This window comes from Pseudoalteromonas phenolica, assembly GCF_005886345.1.
Taxonomy (GTDB): domain Bacteria; phylum Pseudomonadota; class Gammaproteobacteria; order Enterobacterales; family Alteromonadaceae; genus Pseudoalteromonas; species Pseudoalteromonas phenolica_A.
Genome location: NZ_PNEC01000005.1, coordinates 14,420 through 33,555, shown reverse-complemented (window position 1 = coordinate 33,555; position 19,136 = coordinate 14,420). Strand labels below are relative to the sequence as shown.

The following is a 19,136-nucleotide window of genomic DNA, read 5'->3' as shown; positions in this document are numbered from 1 at the left end:
CCCCCCTCCCCCCCCCCCCCCCCGCCCCCCCCCCCATCCCCCCGGTGTTTTTTTTCAAGCAGTTGACGTCATACGAGCTCATAGCCGGGGAGTGGATTTCAGACGTGTTCGCTTCGGATCTACATTTGCCTTCGCCGCACTTGCCTTCACCACACTTACCTTCTGCAGCATCTAATTGATAGCCAGAAGACATGGTAGTAAATGCAAATGGGTTAGCGTTTACTTCTGCTGATGCAGTTAAACTCGCTGTGCCTACAACTACAGCACCTAACGTAGCAGCGATTGATTTAGTTTTTAAGTTTTTCATACTCGACCCTTCGGGATATTTCGTTCAATTCACTTAGTAGACCCTACTACAAAAAAGAATATTTCATTAAATCTAAAAAAATTCAATTTTAACTTAGCAACACTCTCCCTCTCGTTTAAAATAAGCGCCCTTTAAATAGTATAGAGCAAGTTATGAAATTGATTTTGGCACCAATGGAAGGCGTTGTAGATTTTAAAATGCGCCAACTTTTAACCAACCTTGGTGGCTTTGATTTATGTGTAACTGAGTTTATTCGTGTTGTCGATCTAACCTTTCCACGTAGAGTGTTTATAAAAACTTGCCCTGAACTATTAAATAATGGCTATACCGAATCTGGCACCCCTGTTCGCATTCAGCTTCTGGGTCAAGTTCCCAATGCACTCGCTGCAAATGCGCGTAAAGCCGTCATGCTTGGCTCACATGGAATCGATCTTAACTTTGGCTGCCCAGCAAAAACAGTGAATAAAAGTAAAGGTGGTGCGGTTCTGTTAAAAGAACCTGAGCTCATGTATCAAATTATAAAAGCGGTTAGAGAAGCAGTTCCAACCGAGCATGAAGTCAGTGCCAAAATACGTTTAGGCTTTGATGATGACAGTAATACTGCCGAAATTGTCGATGCAGTTCAAAGTGCAGGAGCTTCAAGTTTAGCTATTCACGCGAGAACCAAGCGAGATGGCTATAAACCACCTGCTTACTGGGAGAAAATAAAACCGCTTCTGGATAGAGTGAACATGCCTATTGTCGCAAACGGCGAGATTTGGCAAGTCGAAGATGCTTATCGCTGTCAAGAACGCAGTGGTTGCTCAGATCTAATGCTTGGCCGCGGTGCATTAGCAACACCTGACTTAGCTGCAAAAATTAAAGCTCACAGAAATAATGAGCCTTACACACCTTTATCTTGGGAAAATGTGATTTACCATATTTTGCATTCATCCATGCACCAAGACCCTTCTTTGAGTGAAAAATATTTTTCTTCAAGAACGAAGCAATGGCTTAGCTATCTTAAACTGCAATATCCACAAGCCAATGATCTTTTTGACGAAATTAGAAAGCTTAAAAACAAAGGCGAGGTTGTCTCTGTACTAGAGAAATATGCAAAATGTCCTAGCATTGATTCAAATCATAACGAATTCGCCTAGAAGTACCATAATGATTGCTCATAGGAGAGCGATCATGAATGCAAATCAAACTAAAGACTTTCAAAGCAAGCTAAAAATTGAATTAGACTCTGTTCAATGTGAGTTTTTAAATGAGCTTAAAGACGCACAACATGAGTTTACTGGCGAATTGGCTTCAATGTTAGAAAACTCAACACCAGGAGAGTGGATTGACTTAGTAGTCACTAAAATTAACCCAAATCAGTTTCCCCGCTTTCAGCGACTTATGGAACTAGAAGCTGCTCTATGCCAAATAGATATTGGCCAATTTGGTTATTGCTGTGATTGTGAGACTAAACTTGATCTTCTGGTACTTTCACAAGACCCAGCTAAACAACGTTGCCCGGTTTGTGAAGAGAAAAAGTGAAGAAAAGCACATAACTAATTGAAAAGGCATTTATAATTAAAGGCCTTTTCTGGATTTCCTTTTACTAAAAACTTATAAATAAATAGCTGCTAAAGATAACACTGCTGCGGGCTTCATAACTACATACTCTAGTAACGCTCTTGCTTTCTCTTGCTCTAGTGCTAATTTCTGGTTTATTACAACCATTGCCTGTTGCTCTGACCAAGCTTGATAATGAATCCCTAAATCTATCTCAGCCAATACTAATGTAACCTGCTTATAAACTAACAGGCTTTTTATTTCACATTGTTCAAATGTCGCAGAAAAATTTATAAAACCATGCTTCCAGTTTAAACCATCTACAATTGAACAATGTTTTTTAGCAATATCTGAAATACTGAACGCAACAGCATTACTATTATGTTTACTATAGTGACTTGTTAAAGTCTGGATATTGGTCAAAATTATTTGTGGGTTTTCTACAGTCCCTAAGTAATGATTAACCTTACTTTGGTACCATTCTTTACCATTGGGTAGCTGATAAATACCTAGACGGCTTCTTGGCTTGTATGTTTTAAAATATTCAATTAAATTAGTTAATGATTCAGACTCAGAATATGCTTTTAACTTGTTCAGTTCATACCTGTTATAAAATATCTTACTTTTCTTAGCATCTTCTAATCTTGAGATTACTAGTTTTTGCCAAGCTTGTTTTTGTTCTTCATTGAGATTGGTTGCAACATTAATAGATGCTGGCCAAGGTAGAAACCTCTCAGGGTAACGTTCTTGAATTATAAGATATTGTAATTCTTCAATTTGATGCTCAGTTAATGACTGAAGATCAGCAGTACTCAAGACTTTATGCCTATTTTTTAGATAAGCCTCACTGAACGGTAATACTTGAGATTGTTTTAACTTACTATCTGTCGATAAAACAGCATTAATATTTTTTAACTGTGCTCGCACTTCAGTAAATGAATTAAGCTCCTGCTTTTCTGCACACGCCGATAACAAAAGCAGAATGGGGACCGTTATTAAAAAAAATTTATTGCTCACCTTAAATTCCAAATATAAAAAAAGCCCCTTTCGGGGCTTTTTAATTATAAGCTTACGCCTTTACGTTGTGCTTTGTCCTTGATGAACGTAGCCCAACCTCTTGCAAACCTACGAGTAGAAGGATCTTCCTGAGCCTTAACTATCGCTCTATAAGCTTGCTTATACTTTTCTTGGTATAAGTATGCTTCAGCTAAGTCAGAATAGGTACGACCTTTTTTATCAGTGCCCAGTTCAAGCGCTTTATTCAAACGTTCAACGGCTGCACTGTACTTTTGCTCTGTAAGTAACAAGCTACCAGCTTTTCTATATAACTCTGCATCGTCATCAAACTTTGCAGCTTCTTCATAGTACTTAGCTGCAGTCTTAAGGTGCTTCGATTGATGGAAGTAACTTGCGACTGCTGTAACATTTTGCTTAGTTCGCTCAATCTTTTCTGCCTTCAAAGCTTTTTCCATAACTATTGCAGCTTTATAAGGGATATCATTAAGCGAATAATAACTACTCAGAATCTTGTAATGGTTTTCCTTCTCAAAATAACCTTTTTCATAAGCCACTTCCATAACAGTCTGACCTTTTGAAAAGTCTTCAGTCTGCATATAGAAAGAACCTAATTGAGTCCAGTTTTTACCATCGTCAGGAAATAGTTTTACAATTGTTTCAGCAACTTTTACAGCATTCTTGAATTGCTTGAGTTCGAAATAAGCACCAATTTTAAGCATGTAGAATGACTTATTAGGTTCTTTTTCTAAGGCAATTGCCTTATCAGCAGGTTCAAGAACTTTTGTATACTGTTTTAATTCCCAGTTTGCTTGAGCAATACGAGCATATACCTTGCTGTCTTGTTCACCTGTGAAATCCATCCAATCATTGTAAGTCTTGATTGCATCAGTATATTTTTGCTGGCCCATGTATAGGTCACCCAAAAGCTTATAAAGATCACCTTGATCTTTAAAGTTTAAAACGTCTGGCTTGATTGCCTCAACGATAAAACCAATCGCTTTTGTGTATTCCTCTTTTTGAGCATACAAGTTACCCAAGTAACGATTTACTGTTGCTTTGTCAAAATCATTAGACGGGTCTAACTCTTCCAATAAAGCAATCGCTTCGTTAAGTTGGTCATTGTTATAAAGATCAAAAGCTTTAACAACTTTCTTACCTGTACGCTCACCCATGATCTTAGTCTTCGCTTTTTTGCGCGCTTCGATCTTTGCTGGGTCTGGTGCAGCAACAGCATTGCCGCATACACCAGTAAGAGTCATAAGTAGCGCAAGAGCTGTTGCTTTATGTAATTGCTTCATTTCTTCGCTCCTTATTAACCTTGGTTAAGTTTAAAGTCTAACTGTACCGTAAAACCTGGTTGTTTTTGCGGTTTGCCATCGATGATTTTCGGACGGTATTTCCACTTACGTAATGCTCTAATCGCTTCACGGTTAAAAATACGCTTAGGTTCAGCATCGATAACTTTTACATCTTCAACACCACCAAGCTCGTTAATAGTGAATGAAAGTTGTACCCAACCTTCTTTACCATCACGTGCCGCTTGAGTCGGGTATTTCGGCTCAATACGTACGATAGGTGTTGCATCACCATCACGACCAAATTCACCAGGCCCACTTAGGCCACCTGCTGTGCCACCAATATTGATGCTAGGCATGTTAAAGCCAATAGCACCAGCATTTGGGTTAGCATTGTCAGGCTGCGGCGGCTGCGGTTTAGGCGGCTGCTGCGGCGGCGGCGGAGGTGGAGGCGGAACACGTCTGCGCTCTTGAACCTCAGATTCAGGTGGATTCGTCAAAATTTCGACTACAATTTCTTCTTTTTTATTTTCAGCTCTATCTGCTCCGCCAGAGATCAGAAATGCCATAAAATAAAACAAGCCGAAAGTAACTGCCCCACCTGTTAAAAGTGAAAACAGAAAACGAATCATTACTTAGCTCCAGCGATTGAGATTTTTAGTTGATCGTCAGTCGCCTTGATTTGGTCCATAACTTTAACAACCACACCGTGCTTCGCGCCTTTATCAGCTTGAATGATTACGGTTTCAGTTGGTTGCTCAGCTAGGATGCTCTCAAGGTTTGCACTAACACGCTCAACGTCAACAGCACGCTTGTCCATCCAGATCTCACCGTTTTCACGGATAGCGATAAAGACGTTAGCATTCTTTTTAGTTTGAGCTTGTGCAGCCTTTGGCTTTTGTACTTCAATACCAGCTTCTTTCACGAAAGAAGTTGTTACGATGAAGAAGATAAGCATGATGAATACGATGTCTAGCATCGGTGTCATATCTACTGCTGCTTCTTCTTCCTCACGAAAACGTTGTTTACGTGCCATATTAATATCTCTCTTTAGTGATGAGGCAAACTATCTACTAGCTTTTCTTTAGCCATTTTCGCTCTAGCTTCTAGGCGAGTGCTGAAGAATACACCAGATAGTGCCGCAACCATTCCTGCCATTGTTGGTATCGTTGCCATTGAAATACCCGATGCCATTAGACGAGCGTTACCAGTACCTTGAGTTGCCATCGTTTCGAAAACGCTGATCATACCCGTTACAGTGCCTAGTAGGCCGATTAATGGACACATGGCTACCAATGTTTTGATAATCAACATGCGCGCTTCTAATTTTTCAGACGCTTCAGAAATCCATGCATCGCGGATTCTGTGTGCGTACCAAGACGTAGTGTCTTGGCGGGCGTCCCACTTCGCTACGATATCCGCTTTCATTTTCGGATACTCGGCGAGTAGGAACCAATAGCGCTCAATCATTAATACCCACATTAGAAAGAGTGCTATCGCGACCACGTATAATACCTGGCCGCCTGTGCCAACAAAATCCCTGATAGATTCCCAAATCTCCATCAGGACTAGCATTAGGCTTTCTCCTTCTCCGCATGTGCAGCAACAATACCTGCACTCTGCTCGTCTAGGATATGTAGAACTGCTTTACTACGACCTGAAACGATTGCGTGTAATAGGATTAGTGGTAGTGCAGCAATCAGACCTAGAGCTGTTGTTACAAGCGCTAGAGAGATGTTACCTGCCATGATCTTCGGATCACCAGTACCGAATAGTGTGATTGATTCGAACGTTAAGATCATACCAACAACTGTACCAAGTAGACCTAGTAGCGGTGCGATAGCAGCTAAGATCTTGATGATGTTGATACCAGCTTCGATGCGAGGCGTTTCACGTAGAATTGCTTCGTCTAACTTAAGCTCAAGGTTTTCAACGTCTTGGTTTTTGTTGTCATGGTAAACTTTAAGGATACGACCAAGTGGGTTGTTTTCGTTAGGCGTATTGATGTTCTTAACCTGTGCTTTGATTTTAGCACTAACCATAAGTAGGTCTAGGAAACGAACTAACGCTAGTAACGCACCAATTGCAAGTAATGCAGTGATGATATAACCAACTGTGTCACCCTGGTGCCAACGTTCTTCAACAGTTGCACGTTGAGTGTTTAGACGAAGGATGCCGCCACGCGCAGGGTCAACATAGAACTTAGTGTATGAACCAGCTTGTGTGTTTAGGAGGTCAGCAACAGTGTTGAAGATGTGACCGTCTGGTTGCTTACCTAGTGGAACGATTGCTTTGTTAGCTGCATCGTATACTACGTAGCCGTCTTTTGTGATTAGGTTGAAGTTACCAACACGAGTAACCTGCTTAGTATTGATTTCACCACTTAACTCAGCAACTTGTGCTTCGAAAGTAGATACTTTTGCAGATTCTGTCATTTCAGTTTGGAAAGCAATCCAAAGTTCTTCTAGTTCGCGAGTAGTCGGTAGTTCTTTAGCAGCAGCTAGTGAACGAAGAACTTCTGCACGCCCTGGCTTTTCAGCACTTACTAGTGATGCTTCGATTGAACCAATCGCTTCTGAAGCTGAACGACGAACAACACCGAACATCTCACCTAGAGTACCAGTTGCGTTTTGAAGCTCAACTTCTTTTTCTGCAAGTGTGATTTCGTTTTGTTTAAATTGCTTATTTAAACGATCGCCACGTGCTTTTTCATTAGCTAAGTCACGCTTTGCTTTGTTTAAAAGAGCTTGCTTGTCAGCACGAGCTGAAAGGAAGTCTTGCTCACGTTGCTTGTTGATTTTACCTTCAGAGATACGGTTTTGTTTAACTTCTTGAAGGATCTTGTCAAGCGTCTCAGTGCTTGCGTGCGCGTTTAAAGCAGCGCCCGCTGAAACAGATAGCGCAGCAGCTACTGCAAAACCTTTAAATAATTTCTTCATTATTTATTACTCCGCGCCAAAAATTGGAAGTGCTAGTAGTTCAGGAGCAGCCTGACCACGTGCGATACGGATGAAAGTCTTAACAGGCTTGATATACTCTTCACCTAACTCATCCCACTGTTTTGCACTGTTGTTCCAAACCCAAGCGTGCTTAAGGTCGAAAGATTGTGCAACGTATGCAACACGGCCAATACGTGCGAAGTCAACGTTGATGTTCTTACCGTTGATTTCTAGTGAGCCTTGAGAAGCAACCATAGTTGAACTGTAATCAGTTTCAATTGTGTAAGCTTCAAGAACCTGGCGGAATTTCTCAGAAGTAGTTACTTTTGAGTTAGAAAGAAGATCACGTAGTTTTTCTACACGGCCTAAACGAGTTTCAGTGTCAAACGGAACGTCCGCTTTGATGAATTGCTCAAGCGTATCGATCATGCGATACATCAGAGGCACAACGTCCTGTTTTGTTTTCTCAATCGTACCAATCTGACGATTAAGTGACTCAATGCTAGCATTTTGGTCAGCTACCAAACGTGCTACGTGGTCGTTATAAACTTTTAATAATTCTGTTTCATCAACAACACTGCGGTACTCACCGATCATCTCTTGAGTTTGACCATAAATGTTATCAATTTTTTCTTGTGATTTTTTAGCAGCCTTTTGAGTTTGCTGACCTACTTTTTGTATGTCATTCAAAGGATCTGCAATCACGTTGCTGCTTGCGAAAGCTGTTGCACCTAGAAGTGCTGTAGCTACAAGACTCTTTCTGATTTTAACAGACATAGTTCCCAACCAATTAAGTAATGTTACTTTTATAATTTTTTGCTCTTTAGAGTAGAGCGACCCTGATATCTTTTTGCAGATATCAACTTTCCAATAATGCTAAATGCAAGGCCATGTGTCAACTTCGTGGATAAAACTTCTTATGAGAAAATGTCATAATAATTTTTAGAAAAAACATAATTTTAACATTTGAAAAATGTGAGTTATCGGCTTTTCGGGCTCAAAATAGCACCGTAAAACACATTTTTTACAAAATGTTACATTGAAAAAACATCCTGTAACTGAAGTTTTAAAGCATCACAAATTAAAGTTAAAACTCTGATTAAATTAAGTTTTTTAAATATTTAAAAAAAATCTTTTTTTTTTATAAAATGGCGTTTATTAATTAGTTTTCATGTCACTTTTTGGCCACTAACTCTGCGATAACTTGATTAAAAACAGCGACGAATTGCGATATATGTAGACCGTCCATTAATGCATGATGAACCTCTATTGAGACTGGTAATACACCCTGTTCTTTTTGATACTGCCCAAAAACAATTTTCGGAATGCCTGAACCTATTGCTGCATTTTCAGCATGCTTAAAACTGGTAAATTTAAACCAAGGCAAAATTGAAATATACATCTGCTCAATTTTATCTGCATTTTCAATAAAAATAGGGTTTAAAAGTGGTTTATTTAAGTGAAGGGTTTTTGTTGATTGATAATGATGCTGATAGTCAACTAGTGACTTTTGAAACTCTAAGGGCACAAACCTAAAGCTTTCATCATTTCGAAGAAAAACTGTACTCAGCGTGATATTTTCTACTTCAACAGGTTCATTATCAACAATTCTATAGCGGATCGGCGGGAAGAGCTGCACTGCTTTGTGCAAACAATATAAGTAGCTAGCAGTAAAACTGATCTGTTGGTTCTTTGCGTATTCGAAAAGTGATTTTACTTCTAAATCAAGCACAATGTTAAAAAATGGCTGAGAAAACGGCAGAAAGAATTTAAAATGCTCTGCACGAGACCAAGTCGTTAAGTCGATTTTTTTCATAAAAAAAGGGATGTAAAATTACATCCCTCTATTAGAGCAACTACTTAAGATATTGCAAAGTAATTATAGACCGTTTGCGATAATTTCTTGCGCTAACTCATCAGCAATAATATGCGTCGACTTTTGCTCTTCTTCAGAACGCTTGAAGATTTCTGCAAGCGTGTCATAAATGCCTTCTACGTGCTTCGTTGCATCGGCTTCATTGTAGCCTGCTGGCTTTGTTTCGTAATAAACATTAATGATACCACCCGCATTAATTACATAATCAGGCGCGTATAAAACACCTTTCTCACGTAAAATTTCACCATGGCGAGACTCTGCTAACTGGTTGTTAGCACAACCAGCAATGATTTGAGCTTTAATACGTGGAATTGTGTCATCGTTGACAGTTGCACCTAGTGCACATGGCGCATATACATCAACGTCTAAGTCATAAATCTCGTCAATATTTACCGCCGTAGCGTTAAAATCATTTACTACTCTATCGACTGACTCTTGGTTGATATCTGTAACGAATAATTGTGCACCGGCTTCATGTAGGTGTTTACATAATGAATATGCAACTGCACCTAAACCTTGTACAGATACTTTTACACCATTTAAATCTTCGTGACCGTGTTTATGTTTATACGCGGCTTTAATACCTAAGAAAGTACCTAACGCTGTAAATGGAGAAGGGTTGCCACTTTTGCCTTCTAGACCCATAACGTAGTTGGTTTCTTTGTGCATTGTCATCACATCACCTGTAGTGATGTTTACATCTTCAGCTGAGTAGTAAGTACCACCTAAACGCTCAAGCTGTTTACCGAAAGCTCTAAATAACGCTTCAGATTTAATTGTTTTAGCATCACCAATGATCACTGATTTGCCACCACCAAAAGGCAAACGCGCTACTGCATTCTTGTACGTCATACCTTTTGATAAACGAAGTACGTCATATACAGCGTCTTCATCTTTCGCGTAATCCCACATACGGCAACCGCCAACTGCAGGACCTAACTTAGTGCTATGAACAGCAATAATTGCTTTTAAGCCAGATTCTTTATCTGAGCAAAATACCACTTGTTCATGGTTATCAAATTCAACTTGGTTAAATACAGCCACTTTTTGTTCTCCGAATTTTTTGCCCTCTTAAATGGGCATAGCGCTGAAACTGCGTCGACTCTATCACTATATTTATAAATTCTCTATAAATTGAGACATTCAACCTCATTAATTCCTCAAACAAGCATTTTAAAATCAATAAAAAACAAAATAGAGAATAAACAATTCAAATTAAGCTTAATTGTTATTCCCTTAAGTTAAAAATGTCCATAAGATGAGCAAAAAAAGCTTACGTTAACGTAAAGGTTAGGCTCTCTGTAAAAAAATTAATACAAAAAAACCGCCTTATGACGGTTTTTTAAATCTTGCTAAGGCAGTGCTTGCCCTCTCGCGCTAACGAAGAGGCTATACCATTCATCTCTGGTCAGCTCAAAATCGAGCGCCATGGTCGCACCTTTTATTCTATCTAAATTAGTTGTGCCAATAACAGGCTGTATATTACTCGGGTGCTTTAATAGGAATGCCAGTAAAATCGCTTCTGGTGTTGCATGATGTGCTTCGGCCAATTCAAAAATAAGTTTGGTAGTTTGTCTCGTCACATGACACTCTGACTGTAAACCTAGCTCTGAGAATCGACCTTTTGCTAAACATCCCCAAGCTTGGAGTTGTATCCGCTCATTTTGACAATATTCTAAAGTACCACTTACAAAGTCCACCTGATGGTTGCCCGCACTGCCCACCATGACACCGTCATTGAGCCAATCCAGCTTTCCTAAACTCATCTCGATTTGGTTTGCGATTATTGGCAGTTCAAGATGTTTCTGTATATATGAAATCTGATGATGACTCATATTAGAAACCGCAAAATGGTTGACCTTGCCTGCTGATTTTAATTCCAATAATGTCTCAGCCAACTCTTCAACTTGCATTAAAGGGTCTGGTCTGTGCAGCATTAAAATGTCTAGGTACTCAGTATTTAAACGTCTTAAACTGCCTTCAACTGAATGCTTGATCCACTTCTCAGAAAAGTCATAACGGCCAGGTAAAACCCCTTCTTTAAAACGGATCCCGCATTTAGATTGCAGTATCATGTTTTCTCTCAGTTCAGGCTTTTTCTTTAACACTTCACCAAAAACCTGCTCAGCTTTACCATTTCGATAGATATCAGCATGATCGAAGAAATTAATGCCATAAGCCAGTGCTGCTTCAATTACAGAGTGGGCTTGAGAGATATCTTTATTCATAATCGAAGAGTTATCCCACTCACCGCCTAAGCCCATACATCCGTAAGCTATGCGGCTTATATTAGGGTAATATTTTTTTAGTGGTAAAGTCTGTTTTGTCATCAAGTCACCTTAATTTGTTTTTAGTCTCATTAGTTTATTGTTCTGTGCCATGAATAAAAGGGTATAATTAAGAAAACATTGTTTTATATAGCAAACAATAATATCTATGAACGAACATAAACGTGTTGAGTTGCTGATGCTATTTTTAACACTAGCAGAACAACTTAGCTTTACAAAAGCCGCTGAGCAGTTAGGGATCTCGAAAGGTTATCTTTCTGAAAAAATAAAGCTGCTTGAGGCCCATTTAAAAACGCCTTTAGTCATCAGAACAACGCGAAGTGTCAAACTTACCGCCCAAGGCGTTCATGTTTATGAGCAAGCATTGCAAATAAGAACCCAGTTGTTTGATATAGAAAAAACCACTGACTCACAACAAGTTGCTGGGGTTATAAGACTCACTGCGCCAAAAATGTTTGCGAGCAGCTTTCTTTTCGACATTTGCCATAAGTTTAAAAAACAGCACCCAAATATTGAGTTTGTAATTAATTCAAGTTACCAAACTTATAATTTAAACCAACAAGATTTTGATTTGGCTTTTCGTGCCACCTCATCACCGCCAGATGACATGGTTGCCAATAAACTGTTCGACTATGAGCATATCATTGTTGCCTCACCGAGTTATTTGAAATCAAGTAGCTCAATAGACTCCCTTGTTGACTTAGAAAACCACCAATGCCTGACAGTAACTGAGCAAACCATCTGGCCTTTTATTTCCCAGCAAGTAAGCGTCAATGGTTGGCTATCTAGTAACGACAACCACATGTTGAAGCGCTCAGCTCAACGAGGCGGTGGGCTTTTCAGGATCGCGAATTACTTCGTTAAAGATGAGCTAGATTCTGGTCAGCTCGTTGAAGTGTTACAACAAGAGAAAATAAAAAACAGTGGCGGGCTTTATATGCTCTACCCTCAGCTCATTTACCCGCCTTATAAACTAAGAGTATTTATCGACTTTGTGAAAGCTTATTTTCAATAAGCTTTCACAAACATTAAATAATTTTAACAACCGGTCGCTTGATGCAGGTTTGGTTCAAAAGGCACTGTAACGTGTCTTTGACTTTTTCTGCGTTAAACTCAATCAATTCTATTTCTGGTGCTTGTATGGCACCACTTTCAATATCCTTTAAAAGTGTCTCGCCCATAAAACATAAATGCTGCTGTGCACATAAACTATTTGCCAACCAAGCACCTGCAATCGACACCACGCCAATATTAGGCGCTTTTTCAAATAGTAACTCTTCGGGGATCGCAGAAAACCCATTTAGACAGGCTATACGCCCACAGAACCTTAGTTTTTGAATATCTTGAACGACGCTTTCTTTGCCAATTGTGTTAATCACACAATCAAAGCCATCAGAGCCAATTTCATGCTTTATTTGTGCACAGATTGCATCGTCTTTTTTACTACAATCAAACACAAAGTCAGCACCCAGTTTTTTCAAACGTTTATGGTGTGGCTTTTGAGCAAACGCAAATACTTGTGCTCCCTGTTTTTTTGCATACTGAATCGCAAAATGAGCCACTGCACCTTGTGCACTGTTGATTGCAAGTGTGTCCCCTTCTTGCAGCTTAATTTTTTCAAGTGCAAGTAATGCCGCCATACCCGAGTTTGGCAATGCCACAGCTAATTCGCTTTCGATTTGCTCTGGTAACTCAGAAACCGCATGATTTGGCATAACAGTAAATTGCTTTAGCATGCCTTGCTGGGCAAGGTTCGCATGAAATAAAACCCGTGCGCCTTTAGTCGGAAACACCCCTTTTGGTGCGTCAACAACCGTACCAACAGCATCTGAGCCCAAAATATGCGGATATTGCCACTGGCTAAAGCCTTTTACAGCAAAGCTGGCATCTAAATGATTTAACGCGACATACTCTACTTTTATCAATAGTTCATTGCCTCTGGGAATAGGCAGATCGAGTTGTGTCATTTCCAAATCGAAGTCAGCCCCATGTTGGCGTAACTCCAATGCATTCATTTTGTTGTTATCCTTGTACATGAGGCCTCCTCTTTTAAAGGTTAGAAATTAATTGTGATGACCAGCCACCGCTCAATTCGCTATACGCTGCAACAGAAGCACTTAACCACTGGTTGCGGATTAACACTTGGCTGCGCTCAGCACTGAGTACGTCTTGTCTTGCTGCAAGTAAATCAAGGTAGGCTAATTGCCCTTCTTGATAACCCGCTTCAGCTTGTTGATAGGCAGCTCGCGCGGCTTTTACAGTTTGCGTAGAGAGTGCAAACTGCTGCTGAGCATGTTGCAGCGCACGCAAAGACAACTCGGTTTGCGACAATGCATCGGTCAAAGTTTGCTTATAACTGTGATAGCTTGCTTCTGACAATGCAGTTTGAGCGTCAAGTTGAGCTAATAACTGCGGGTAACTGAATAAAGACCAATTGATGCTTGGCGTAACTTGCCAATTCGATTGGGTATTATTGAAGTTAATACCCGGCATATTTAACACGCCTGCAAAGGCCGATAAGCTAATATCAGGATAAAGCGCACGCTCTGCACTTTGTGCCAAATAACCTTGTTGATGAACCTTAGCCATCGCAGAACGAATATCACCGCGTTGCAAGAGTGCGTCATCTGCCGATTGCACATTCACTGTTAAATTAAGCGCATCGTAGTCTGTTTGACTCAACACAGTAAAACTAAGTTCATCGGCACGTTTATCGGTTAATGCACTTAGTATTTTCTCAACTTGGGCAAGCTCAACACCAATTTGAGGCAATCGTTGCTTGAGCTCATAGTACTGCACACGTGTTCTGTTTAACTCAAGCTCAGTCGCTATGCCCTCTTCAATACGCACTTGAATGATCTCCATCGAGTCTTTGAGTGCTTTTAATTGGTTAAGGATTAATGCATGTTGCTGTTTTAAGTTCTGCCATTGTAAAAAGCTACGAACAGACGTGCTAACTAGCTCAGCCAGTAACTGCTGATATTGCGCTTGGCTATCAACTGCAACCGCTTCTGCCGCTGAAGTAAGTGCTGCAATGCGACCCGACAAGTCCAGTTGCCAATTCACGTTACCACCCGCGGTTGCTGAACTCACAACATCTGCATTTGGATTTGTGCTACTAGGCGTATTAGAGCGGTTACCAGATACCGCTAAGCCACCTAGCGGCAGGTTTGCGCGTTGCTGCACTGATACCCCAGCAAGGGCGGCGCGCAAACGCGCCGACGATGCTTTTAGGTTTTGGTTTTTGTCCAATACATCAACCACAAGTTGGTCTAACTCAGCGATGTTCAGTTGCTGCCACCAGTTTTGTTCGCTTTGTTTCGCCACTTCAGATAACAACACATGTGTGCTTAACGTATTGCTGAAGGTTTGCGACGTTTGCTGTGCTTGGTCAATATTTGGGGCACTTGCACATCCTGCCAACACAGCCAGAGCAATGCCCGATAACGTCATTTTAAATACGCGCATTTTATTGCTCCTTAGCCGTTACTAGACGATAGAATACAGGCGTGAATAACAAGCCAAATACCGTTACACCAATCATGCCGAAGAATACGGCATTACCCATTGCTTGACGCATTTCAGCCCCTGCGCCTGATGCCAGTACCAGAGGTACTACACCTGCCGTAAAGGCAATTGATGTCATCAGTATTGGACGAAGACGTAAACGACATGCTTCAATAATCGCCTCTAGATGCGTTGCACCTTGTAAGTGCTTATCTCTGGCAAATTCGACCATTAAGATTGCATTCTTAGAAGCCAGCGCAACCAATACAATCAAAGCAATTTGCGTAAAGATATTATTATCACCACCGAGCATGTATACACCTGCCAGCGCTGAGAAAATCGTCATTGGTACAATTAAAATAATCGACAATGGTAAACGTAAGCTTTCATATTGCGCTGCCAATACCATGAAGACCAATACAACCACCAGTGGGAATACATACACCATGGTATTACCCGCTAAGATCTGTTGATACGTCACCTCAGTCCACTCATAGGTGATCCCTTCTGGCAGTGTTTTCGCCAGTACCGCTTCAATGGCTTGTTGCGCTTGGTCTGAGCTATAACCCGGCGCAGGGCTGCCGTTCAATTCAGCGGTAACATAACCGTTATAGTGCATCACACGATCAGGACCTGTGGTTTCTTCTACAGTCACAACAGAACCTAGAGGCACCATGAGACCTGCAGCATTACGCACTTTTAAGTTGTTGATCTGCTCTTTCTTCGACCTAAATTTCGCTTCAGCTTGCGCTTTTACTTGATAAGTACGGCCAAACATATTGAAGTCATTCACGTATGCAGAACCTAAATAGACTTGCAGTGCGTTGAATACTTCGTCTAACGGAATGCCTTGAATTAGCGCTTGCTCACGGTCAATGTTAATGTCCATTTGCGGTACTTGAATTCTAAAGCTTGAATATAAGCCCATGAGTGCAGGGTCTTTTTGTGCAGCGCCAATGGTTGCTTGCAGTGCAGCAAACAGCGCTTCAAACCCTTGGTTACTTCTATCTTCAATTTGAAGTTTAAAGCCACCTGTTGTGCCTAAACCCAGAATTGGCGGTGGTGGGAATACAGCCACAAACGCTTCATCAATGGCAGCAAAACGTTGGTTTAATTGCATTGCAATGGCAAAAGCCGACAAGCTAGGGTCATTACGTTCGCTAAAATCATCCAGTGGCGTGAACACAATGCCGCTGTTGGTGCTATTGGTGAAGCCATTTACCGATAAACCAGGGAAAGCAACCGTATGGGCGACGCCCGGTACTTCAAGGGCGATCTCTTGCATCTGCTTGATCACTTCTTCAGTTCTATCAAGACTTGCCGCATCTGGCAGTTGTGCCACTGCAACTAAGTATTGTTTATCTTGCTGAGGAATAAAGCCACCCGGAACAGAGTTAAATAAGCCAATTGTTGAGCCAACCAGAGCAAGATACACCACACCGACAACCACACTCATACGGATCAGCTTTTTCACGACTTTTTCGTAGCCTTGTGCGCCTTTATCAAATAAGCGATTGAATGGTTTGAATAACCAAGTACCGAATAACGCGTTTAGTAGTTTTGTCAGCTTATCTTGTGGTGCATCATGTGGCTTTAATAAAATTGCCGACAATGCAGGTGATAAAGTTAATGAATTAAACGCAGAAATAAGTGTTGAGATAGTAATGGTTAATGCAAACTGCTTATAAAATTGTCCTGAAAGACCGGTTATAAATGCCGTAGGGATGAATACCGCACACAGTACAAACGCAATCGCAATAATTGGCCCTGTTACTTCACTCATAGCGATTTTAGTGGCTTCAAATGGGCTATGACCATCGGCAATATTACGCTCAACGTTTTCAACCACAACAATGGCATCATCCACAACAATACCGATTGCCAAAACAAGACCGAACAGCGACAAGGTATTAATAGACACGCCTAGTAATTGCATGATGGCAAAAGTACCCACCAGTGAAACTGGCACAGCAATTAAAGGAATAATAGAGGCGCGCCAAGTTTGTAAGAACAACACCACGACCACGACAACCAATAGAATGGCTTCAGCTAGGGTTGCAATCACGGCATCGATTGAGCCGCGTACGAAAACCGTTGGATCATAGGCAATTTCATACGTCATACCTGCAGGGAAATCTTGCTGCAAACGCGCCATAGTTTCACGCACATCATCCGACAGCTGAATTGCGTTTGAGCCAGGACGTTGGAACACAGGCATAGCAAGTGCTGGTTGATTATCTAGCATGGCACGCAGTGCGTAGTTCTCTTGACCCAACTCAATTTTAGCAATGTCTTTAAGACGAGTAAGTTGACCTTTTTCACCCACTTTGATGATGACTTGCTCAAATTCTTCGATGCTTTCTAAACGCCCTTTTACGTTTAACAGAATTTGGAACTGATTTTCTTCAGGCGAAGGTTGTGCACCCAAAGAGCCTGCTGCCACTTGTTGGTTTTGCGTGCGCAAAGCGCCCATTACATCTGTCGCTGTGAGGTTACGAGCCGCTAATGCATCTGGGTTTAACCACACACGCATTGAATATTTAGAACCACCGAATAGCTGTAAGTCACCCACACCCGGTAAACGCTTAAGCTCATCTTTGATATAAATATCAGCATAGTTCGCCATATAAGCGGTATCTTGAGCGCCATCAGGTGAAACCAAGTGCACCACCATAGCCAAGTTCGGCGAAGATTTTTGTGCCGTTACACCTAAACGTTGTACTTCTTGTGGTAAACGCGGCAAGGCGTTATTCACTCGGTTTTGCACCTGTACTTGCGCTTGGTCAAGATCAATCCCCAGTGCAAATGTCACAGTTAACGTCAAACGGCCATCACTGGTAGCTTGAGACGAGTGATAAAGCATATTCTCTAAGCCATTGAGCTCTTGCTCAAGGGGCGTTGCAACTGTTTGTGAAATAACTTTCGGGTTAGCACCCGGATACGTTGCGTTTACCACAACCGTAGGTGGTACGACTTCTGGATACTCACTTACTGGTAGCTGAAACAATGAAATTGCTCCAGTGATCACGAAGATCAAAGAGAGCATGGCCGCGAATATAGGCCTTGAGATAAAAAAGTGTGAAAAGTTCATAATACCCTCTACTTCGCTGCGCTAACTAATAAATCACTTGAGGTATTTGTAGACTTAAGAACAAACTGAGTATTCTCAAAATTGAATGCCACCTTATTCGGTGTAATTGGCATACCCGGACCAACGCGCGCGGGGCCATTTACTGCAATACGATCGCCACGTACTAAACCGCTTTTGATGGCACGATACGCCCCATAGCGCTCACCGAGCTCGACCAAGCGATATTGCAAGGTGTTATTTTCATCGACTGTTAAAACAAAGCGATTTTTAAGATCAGTACCAATTGCGCGCTCCGGTACAATTGCCAGAGTTTTTGGTGTTTGTGCAGCCATTGAAATACGCGCAAAGGCACCCGGCTTTAAGTTATGCGCTTGCGCGTCAAACACAGCGCGAACACGCAACGTACCGGTTGTTGGGTTGATTTCGTTATCAATAAAGTCGACTTTACCTGCAATTGGCTGTTGGCTATTGATACGTTGTAATTGCACCATCACGCCAGTATCTGCATTCATGCAAGCAAACTGCTTGCTCCAAGTACGTTCGTCTACATCAAAATACGCATAAACCAAGTCATCAGAAACAATGGTTGTAAGGGCTGTATCACCGGCACTCACATAGTTACCTTGGGTAACATCTGCACGAGAAATAACGCCGCTAATAGGCGCAGTTACTTGGCTAAACTCTAGGTCTAATTGCGCTTTTTCAAGCTGTGCAGCAATAGCATTTTTGTTTGCAATGGCACGGCGTAGAGTCACGTCACGTTGATCTGCTTGCTCAGTCGACATGGCATTTTTAGCAACCAAACGTTGTGCGCGCTCTGCTTCACCTTGCGCTTGGCTTAACGCGGCTTCTGCACTTACAAGTTGTGCTTTCAGGCTTTCAACCTGTGTTGCAAATGGACGAGGGTCAATGCTAAAAAGTAATTGACCTTTTTCTACTCGTTCACCTTCTTTGAATGCCATGCTTTTAAGCTGACCAGATACGCGTGGTTTAAGCACAACACGTTCAGGTGCTTCTAAGCGAGTCGTGAACGTATGCCAAGACTGAACTTCTTCTAATTGAACGTTAGCCACATCAATAGTTAATGGCGGCGGTTGTTGACCTTGTTGTGCATTCGATTGACCACAGCCACTCAGCACCAATGCTAAAGCGACTGCGCTAAGTGTATAGCTAAGTTTGTTCATGACATTCTCCGATAAAAGTGATTAATGTGATCGTACGGAGAATACCTGTGCAAAAAAATACGAAATTATTAAAAACATTAGTGCTAAATT

At 41.3% G+C, this 19,136-nt stretch carries 17 protein-coding genes and 1 pseudogene; 3 read left to right on the top strand and 15 right to left on the bottom strand.

Going from position 1 to position 19,136, the window contains the following annotated elements:
• Positions 1 to 307 (bottom strand): annotated as a pseudogene (locus tag CWB72_RS03175) (hypothetical protein); the annotation flags it as partial.
• A gap of 152 nt (positions 308 to 459) precedes the next feature.
• Between CWB72_RS03175 and CWB72_RS03170 the strand changes: the two are divergent.
• Together CWB72_RS03170 and CWB72_RS03165 are read left to right on the top strand one after the other, a co-directional pair.
• Complete coding sequence (locus CWB72_RS03170) at positions 460 to 1,446, top strand: tRNA-dihydrouridine synthase (RefSeq protein WP_138629198.1); 987 nt, start codon at positions 460 to 462, stop codon at positions 1,444 to 1,446.
• A gap of 34 nt (positions 1,447 to 1,480) precedes the next feature.
• Entirely contained in the window at positions 1,481 to 1,831 is a 351-nt protein-coding gene (locus CWB72_RS03165; protein ID WP_138629196.1) for a conjugal transfer protein TraR, read from the top strand.
• A 72-nt stretch (positions 1,832 to 1,903) separates the two neighbouring features.
• Here CWB72_RS03165 and CWB72_RS03160 read toward each other — a convergent pair whose 3' ends face one another.
• The 10 genes from CWB72_RS03160 to CWB72_RS03115 form a co-directional block, all read right to left on the bottom strand.
• Positions 1,904 to 2,866, bottom strand: coding sequence for a hypothetical protein (locus CWB72_RS03160; protein ID WP_138629194.1), 963 nt, complete (start codon positions 2,864 to 2,866; stop codon positions 1,904 to 1,906).
• 44 nt (positions 2,867 to 2,910) lie between these two features.
• Positions 2,911 to 4,164: a hypothetical protein gene (locus CWB72_RS03155; RefSeq protein ID WP_138629192.1), complete on the bottom strand. Its 1,254-nt coding sequence runs from the start codon at positions 4,162 to 4,164 to the stop codon at positions 2,911 to 2,913.
• Positions 4,165 to 4,178: 14 nt separating this feature from the next.
• A complete protein-coding gene (locus CWB72_RS03150; protein WP_138629190.1) occupies positions 4,179 to 4,793 on the bottom strand; it encodes an energy transducer TonB in 615 nt (204 codons plus the stop codon).
• Positions 4,793 to 5,197 (bottom strand): ExbD/TolR family protein, encoded by a 405-nt coding sequence (locus CWB72_RS03145; RefSeq protein WP_138480864.1) that lies wholly within the window; start codon positions 5,195 to 5,197, stop codon positions 4,793 to 4,795. The genes CWB72_RS03150 and CWB72_RS03145 overlap by 1 nt, the downstream gene beginning before the upstream one ends.
• Positions 5,198 to 5,211: 14 nt before the next feature.
• The gene (locus tag CWB72_RS03140) at positions 5,212 to 5,736 is read right to left on the bottom strand and encodes a MotA/TolQ/ExbB proton channel family protein (protein WP_058030193.1); all 525 of its coding nucleotides are present in this window, start codon (positions 5,734 to 5,736) and stop codon (positions 5,212 to 5,214) included.
• Positions 5,736 to 7,100, bottom strand: a complete 1,365-nt coding sequence (locus CWB72_RS03135) for a MotA/TolQ/ExbB proton channel family protein (protein WP_138629188.1) — start codon at positions 7,098 to 7,100, stop codon at positions 5,736 to 5,738. Before CWB72_RS03135 ends, CWB72_RS03140 begins: the two co-directional genes overlap by 1 nt.
• Before the next feature lie 6 nt (positions 7,101 to 7,106).
• Positions 7,107 to 7,877 (bottom strand): DUF3450 domain-containing protein, encoded by a 771-nt coding sequence (locus CWB72_RS03130; RefSeq protein ID WP_130255178.1) that lies wholly within the window; start codon positions 7,875 to 7,877, stop codon positions 7,107 to 7,109.
• A gap of 397 nt (positions 7,878 to 8,274) precedes the next feature.
• The gene (locus tag CWB72_RS03125; protein WP_138629186.1) at positions 8,275 to 8,916 is read right to left on the bottom strand and encodes a CatA-like O-acetyltransferase; all 642 of its coding nucleotides are present in this window, start codon (positions 8,914 to 8,916) and stop codon (positions 8,275 to 8,277) included.
• Between the two features lie 63 nt (positions 8,917 to 8,979).
• Positions 8,980 to 10,020 carry a Leu/Phe/Val dehydrogenase gene (locus CWB72_RS03120; protein ID WP_138629184.1) on the bottom strand — a complete coding sequence of 347 codons (1,041 nt, stop codon included), beginning with the start codon at positions 10,018 to 10,020 and terminating at the stop codon, positions 8,980 to 8,982.
• 308 nt (positions 10,021 to 10,328) lie between these two features.
• Entirely contained in the window at positions 10,329 to 11,306 is a 978-nt protein-coding gene (locus CWB72_RS03115) for an aldo/keto reductase (RefSeq protein WP_138629182.1), read from the bottom strand.
• 106 nt (positions 11,307 to 11,412) lie between these two features.
• On the opposite strand from CWB72_RS03115, the gene CWB72_RS03110 reads away from it, so the two are divergent.
• Positions 11,413 to 12,279 carry a LysR family transcriptional regulator gene (locus CWB72_RS03110; protein ID WP_138629180.1) on the top strand — a complete coding sequence of 289 codons (867 nt, stop codon included), beginning with the start codon at positions 11,413 to 11,415 and terminating at the stop codon, positions 12,277 to 12,279.
• A gap of 13 nt (positions 12,280 to 12,292) precedes the next feature.
• On the opposite strand, the gene CWB72_RS03105 is transcribed toward CWB72_RS03110, so the two are convergent.
• The 4 genes from CWB72_RS03105 to CWB72_RS03090 are packed head-to-tail and all read right to left on the bottom strand — an operon-like array spanning position 12,293 to position 19,046.
• Positions 12,293 to 13,300 carry a zinc-binding dehydrogenase gene (locus CWB72_RS03105; protein ID WP_138629178.1) on the bottom strand — a complete coding sequence of 336 codons (1,008 nt, stop codon included), beginning with the start codon at positions 13,298 to 13,300 and terminating at the stop codon, positions 12,293 to 12,295.
• A 13-nt stretch (positions 13,301 to 13,313) separates the two neighbouring features.
• Positions 13,314 to 14,732, bottom strand: a complete 1,419-nt coding sequence (locus tag CWB72_RS03100; protein WP_138629176.1) for a TolC family protein — start codon at positions 14,730 to 14,732, stop codon at positions 13,314 to 13,316.
• Position 14,733: 1 nt separating this feature from the next.
• Positions 14,734 to 17,862 carry an efflux RND transporter permease subunit gene (locus CWB72_RS03095; RefSeq protein WP_138629174.1) on the bottom strand — a complete coding sequence of 1,043 codons (3,129 nt, stop codon included), beginning with the start codon at positions 17,860 to 17,862 and terminating at the stop codon, positions 14,734 to 14,736.
• Positions 17,863 to 17,870: 8 nt separating this feature from the next.
• Positions 17,871 to 19,046, bottom strand: coding sequence for an efflux RND transporter periplasmic adaptor subunit (locus tag CWB72_RS03090; RefSeq protein WP_138629172.1), 1,176 nt, complete (start codon positions 19,044 to 19,046; stop codon positions 17,871 to 17,873).
• Between the last annotated feature and the right edge of the window lie 90 nt (positions 19,047 to 19,136).